Below are 5,163 nucleotides of genomic sequence, written 5' to 3' on the forward strand. Positions count from 1 at the left end.
GAGGTGAGAACCATACGGGTATCGACATCTTGTGTAAGTACATCGAAGGGGTGGTAAAATAGTATTTGAAGTTAAAGTAGTTAGAGAAGTTAAAGTAGTTAAAGACAATTGCATTGCAACTTAAACACGTTATATGTGTATCTTATATCAGTTATTTGCAATGCAATTGTCTTTAACTACTTTAACTTCTCCAACTCCTTTAACTCCTTATTTTTTATAAATCTCCCTTGCCTTTTTCGTTTCCTTATATATCTTGAACGAATTGATGCATTCGGTAACGCCATAAAGCAATAAGCACCAGCCTATTATCAGCAGAGGCAATGCGGCCGTCTCCATCGGCTTGATGATGACAAGCAGGCCGGCTATGAGTATTAGTGACGGTCCAAGCCAGAACCAAATGGGCACTCGGAACATGCGTCTCACGCTGGACAGGGTCATGAACTGGTTGACGGCTCCGAGTATCAGGAGAGCCCCGAGGACATACATCAATGAAGTAACGAATACGTCAGGTATGACGACAAGGATTAATCCGAGAAGTATGCTGCCAATGCCGACAATGGGAAATGGCGGCCGTGCCGGCAACAGGAGTCGTCCGTTGCTGTCATACAGCTCGGTATTTGTAGGGCTTTTGCGTGCGCTAATGTAGGTGGCACATGATATTACGCCCGAAATAAGGAACATTATACCGATGGCGATGGTTATTCCACGTACTGTGTTATCGGGATTGTTGATGAGTAAAATGCCGGTTATGATGGCGCAAACCGCGCGGAATAAAGAGCTTCTTAATATCTTCATGGTAGTCAAAGCATGATGGTTTGTATGCAAAAGTAGTGATTTTTGAGGTATGAAGCAAGTATTTTTATTACTTTTGCATTAATGATCAAGGATATATGCAGACTGTTGTCGGCATTGGCATTGCTGCCGATGGCCTTGTCAACGGTTGTTTATTGATAGATTACGGGATGTTTATGACCAGACTATATCTTGTCCGTCATGGAGAGACGGTAGACAATGTAAACCGCATTATGCAGGGACAGACGCAAGGAATGCTTACCGATAACGGTCGTGAGCAGGCGCATGTCGTGGCCCGTGAGATGGCGGATAAAAAGATAGATGCGTTTGTTTCCAGCGACTTGCGGCGTGCTGTGGATACGTGCGTGATTATCGCAAGGCCTCATGGCTGCGGTGTCGTTACGACCAAGTTATTGCGTGAGCGTGATTGGGGCGGCTTTACCGGCAGGTATATTCCGGACCTGAAAGATGCAGCATGGCCTGACGATATTGAGTCGGTTGACGCTTTGAAGGAGCGTGCCGGACGTTTTTTGGAATATATAAGGTCACAATATCCGTCTGAGACGGTGTTGGCCGTAGGCCATGGAATAATAAACAAGGCGATCCAGTCCGTGTTTTATGGTAAGGAGATGAAAGATATCCCTCCCATGCGGAATGCTGAGGTGAGGGTACTTGATTTATGAACTGCTCCCGTTTCTGTGGTATGCGGTCTGCTGGTCCGTTATGCATGCATTTGTAAAAGGCGGCATTTTGCTTTGTCAAAGGCCGCCTTTCATGTGGTCAAAGGCCGTCTATTGCAACGCGTTTTGCCGTGTTTTAGCATGGCGTTACGTAACACATTGATTATCAACGCATAAAAAATGCCGGCAGACATGTTGTCCGCCGGCTCTCTGTTGACGGCAATCCATGCCGTAACATCATTAACTTCTTCGTCGCGTTAATGTTATCTCCTGCCTCCGAAGTTACCTCCACGGCCACCGCCACTTCTGCGTGACGTAGACTTTGATGAGCCACGGCTTGGCCTGCTGCCTCCCATTGAGGGACGTGAGCCCGTACCGCGGTTGACTGATGGTCTTGATGTTCCTCGTTTCGGAGTGAATGTATTGTTGGGCTTTCGTTGTGTCGTTGTGCTTGTTGTACGTCTGTTCCCGCCGAAACTGAAACCTCTCTTGTTCCCGTTACTTGGCCGTGCCGTTGTGCGCGTGCTGCTTTCACGGTTGTTCCTGAAGCCGTTGCGGTGTCCCTTGAATGCCGTTCCGGGGCGTTTCTTGTCTGTCCTGGGGCGTTGTGGCTTGTTGCCCGGATTTCTTCCGGGCCTGTTTCCCTGGAATCCGGAGTAGTGGCTGTCGCCATGATGGCCGCCTTTGTGGTAGTCACCGCGGTGATAGCGGTCTCTCATGCCATGCCATTTGGCTGTGTTGCCATGATGGAACGTCCGCCCCTTGTACCAGCTGTGCCCCCCGTTATGGTGCCAGCTGTGGCCGCCACGGTAGGTTATGTAAATGTTGGGACGGCCGAAATAGAAAAAGTTGCGGCGTGGATATCGTGAATAAACGGCAAAATGCCATACACCGGCGGTCCAGTATATTGGCCTGTAAAAGTACGTGGCGGCACAGAACGCGCGGTATTGCCAGTCGAGGAGTATGTAGCTTAGGTCAAGATTACGCTGCCTCCAGTATGCCTCGTAGAGATCGTCCGGGGTATTGATGCTCATCAGGTAGTCGAGGTTTATCTCATAGGCGGCGTCGTACTGCTCCTCGGTTAGGTTAAGCTCGTAGGCCATCTTGTCCGTAAGGAACAGAGCCTGGTCACGTGCATTCTCATAACTCATGGCGCTTGCTGTTGCCGTAACGGTCAGGATAGCGGTCAGTATGGTAACTATTCGTTTCATGGTGAATATGTTTTTACGTTTCCTTGATGCAAAGAAACGCATAAAATCGTTTAATGTAAAAGGTTTTTCCCTAATGATGTCGGGGAAAACCCTATTTGCCATTGTCGTGCAAGATTTAGCGGCTTTATAATATTTTAAAGGTAAGTACGTTATAAATAAAAGTTTTGTTTATGAAGATTTATTTTCTGGTCTTGTTTTTATTGCAAATAGTCATGCCGCTTTTTGCCCAAGACTTCGATGAAGACAAGAAAGGTTACATACCTTTGGCAAAAGGGCTTGAGTATGATATAGAGATGCAGTCAACGTTTTCCGAAGGCCGTACTCCTTTGTGGCTTAACGCCAATAAGTATGGCTTGAGTTCGTTGGATAATACGAATGGCTACCTGCGTGCAGGCGTGTTCCGTCCTTTACGCACCGATTCCGCCCGGCGATGGGGGATGGGCTATGGGCTGGATGTTGCCGTTCCGTACAATTTCACGAGCGATTTTGTCGTACAACAGGCGTTCGTTGAAGGCCGTTGGCTGCATGGTGTGATGACAGTTGGCAGCAAAGAATATCCTATGGAACTGAAAAATAATCTGCTGAGCAGTGGTTCGCAGACATTAGGAATTAATGCCAGACCTATTCCACAGGTCCGTATCGCGCTTCCTGAGTATTGGACTTTGCCTTTCGCTAAAGGTTGGCTGCACTTGAAAGGACATATTGCGTATGGGCGTATGACGGACGACAGATGGCAGCATGAGTTCACCGATCGCAAAAACAAGTATGCAGATGATGTGTTGTTCCACAGTAAGGCCGGCTATTTGAAAATCGGCAATGAGGACGTTTTCTGTCCGTTCTCACTCGAACTCGGTCTTGAGATGGCCGCTACGTTCGGCGGTACGGCTTATCGTCCCGACGGTAAAGGTGGTATGACGGTATTGAAGGGCGATACAGGTTTGGGCGCTTACTGGAATGCATTTGTACCCGGAGGGTATGATACAGGGGAAACGACATATCAAAATGTAGAAGGAAATCATGTTGGAAGTTGGCTTATACGTATGAATTGGGATACGGACATGTGGCGGTTTAGCGTTTACGCAGACAAGTATTTTGAAGACCATTCGGCAATGTTCCAGCTTGATTATGACGGATACGGGCAGGGTGAAGAATGGGATGAAAAGAAAAAGAGCCGTTACGTGCTTTATGATTTCAAGGACATAATGCTCGGTATGGAACTAAACATCAAGTATGACAGATGGATAAATGATGTCGTGTTTGAGTATATCTACTCAAAATACCAAAGCGGCCCGATTTATCATGACCATACGAACACGATTTCAGACCACATCGGAGGTCGTGATAATTTCTATAACCACTCTATATATACAGGATGGCAACATTGGGGGCAGGTTATCGGTAACCCTTTATATCGTTCGCCGATATATAATGAAGACGGAACGATAATGGTGAAGGATAACCGCTTCATGGCTTTTCATTTAGGCATTGACGGCCGCCCGTTTCCACGTTTCATGTATCGTGTGCTTGCGTCATGGCAGGAAGGGCTTGGTACTTATGACGAACCTTACGAAAATAAAAGGAATAATTTTAGTCTATTGTTTGAAGGTGAATACGCATTCGGCGGAAAACTTCTCAATGGCTGGAAAGTGAAAGGCGGTTATGGCATGGACCTCGGTGCTATTCTTGGTGACAATTATGGATTTCAAGTGACAGTGTCTAAATGTGGCTTGTTGAATTTTTAGAACAGAAAGAATCATGAGACATTATTTTCATATAATTTGGGTTGTAGTCATGGCCGTGGCCTTAAGTTCTTGCGAGCTTGAGACTTCGGACAATAAAGACCTTGACGGAATGTGGCGCCTGGCTTCTGTAGATACGTTGGCAACAGGTAATTCGGCGGATATGTCAGGCAAGAAGATTTATTGGTCGTTTCAATACAAACTGCTTCAGTTTGATGATTATAATGGTAATAACCAAAGTCTATTGTTGCGTTTTGAGCATTCGGGAAATTCGTTGCGAGTTTATGATCCTTACATTTATGATCGTGAGGATGGCGATATACAGTTGACAGACGTTTCGTTGTTGGCTCCGTTTGGTGTCAATTCGTTAGAAGAAACCTTTACTGTAGAGGCGCTTGGTGGAGGAAAGATGGTGTTGTGCTCGCCCACTTTGCGCCTTGGCTTCAGAAAACTTTAAGTAATGATTAGTAGGAGTGTGACATTTTTAAGTGAATGCGTGGCTTTTAGCATGGAGGAATGTGTTGATATTGTAATTGATTGATAGTCAGGGGATTTTCCGAATGCCGTCTTTCATAATGCGAACGGCGGCATTTTGATTTGTAAAAGATGGTGTTTTACATCGTCAAAAGCCATCTTTTGGGTTCATCCGCAGTTCTGTTGGATAAAAAGTGAAAGATAAAGGAAGTCGCTGTAAAAATCGTATATTTGCAGTTGAACAAAAAAACAAAAAACGATGAACAG

General features: G+C 46.0%; 5 protein-coding genes. 3 read left to right on the plus strand and 2 right to left on the minus strand.

Going from position 1 to position 5,163, the window contains the following annotated elements; translation table 11 throughout:
* Nucleotides 1-207 precede the first annotated feature (207 nt).
* Nucleotides 208-795 carry an HdeD family acid-resistance protein gene (locus H6A34_RS13730; protein WP_205105978.1) on the minus strand — a complete coding sequence of 196 codons (588 nt, stop codon included), beginning with the start codon at nucleotides 793-795 and terminating at the stop codon, nucleotides 208-210.
* Nucleotides 796-968: 173 nt separating this feature from the next.
* On the opposite strand from H6A34_RS13730, the gene H6A34_RS13735 reads away from it, so the two are divergent.
* Nucleotides 969-1,475, plus strand: a complete 507-nt coding sequence (locus H6A34_RS13735) for a histidine phosphatase family protein (RefSeq protein ID WP_205105982.1) — start codon at nucleotides 969-971, stop codon at nucleotides 1,473-1,475.
* Between the two features lie 260 nt (nucleotides 1,476-1,735).
* Here the strand turns inward: H6A34_RS13735 and H6A34_RS13740 are convergent, their stop codons facing one another.
* Nucleotides 1,736-2,683 (minus strand): hypothetical protein, encoded by a 948-nt coding sequence (locus tag H6A34_RS13740; RefSeq protein WP_205105979.1) that lies wholly within the window; start codon nucleotides 2,681-2,683, stop codon nucleotides 1,736-1,738.
* 170 nt (nucleotides 2,684-2,853) lie between these two features.
* Between H6A34_RS13740 and H6A34_RS13745 the strand changes: the two genes are divergently transcribed.
* Together H6A34_RS13745 and H6A34_RS13750 are read left to right on the plus strand one after the other, a co-directional pair.
* Complete coding sequence (locus H6A34_RS13745; RefSeq protein ID WP_205105980.1) at nucleotides 2,854-4,425, plus strand: capsule assembly Wzi family protein; 1,572 nt, start codon at nucleotides 2,854-2,856, stop codon at nucleotides 4,423-4,425.
* A gap of 13 nt (nucleotides 4,426-4,438) precedes the next feature.
* Nucleotides 4,439-4,879, plus strand: a complete 441-nt coding sequence (locus H6A34_RS13750) for a lipocalin-like domain-containing protein (protein ID WP_205105981.1) — start codon at nucleotides 4,439-4,441, stop codon at nucleotides 4,877-4,879.
* Nucleotides 4,880-5,163 lie beyond the last annotated feature (284 nt).

The sequence above is a fragment of the Marseilla massiliensis genome, from assembly GCF_016899855.1.
Lineage (GTDB): Bacteria > Bacteroidota > Bacteroidia > Bacteroidales > Bacteroidaceae > Prevotella.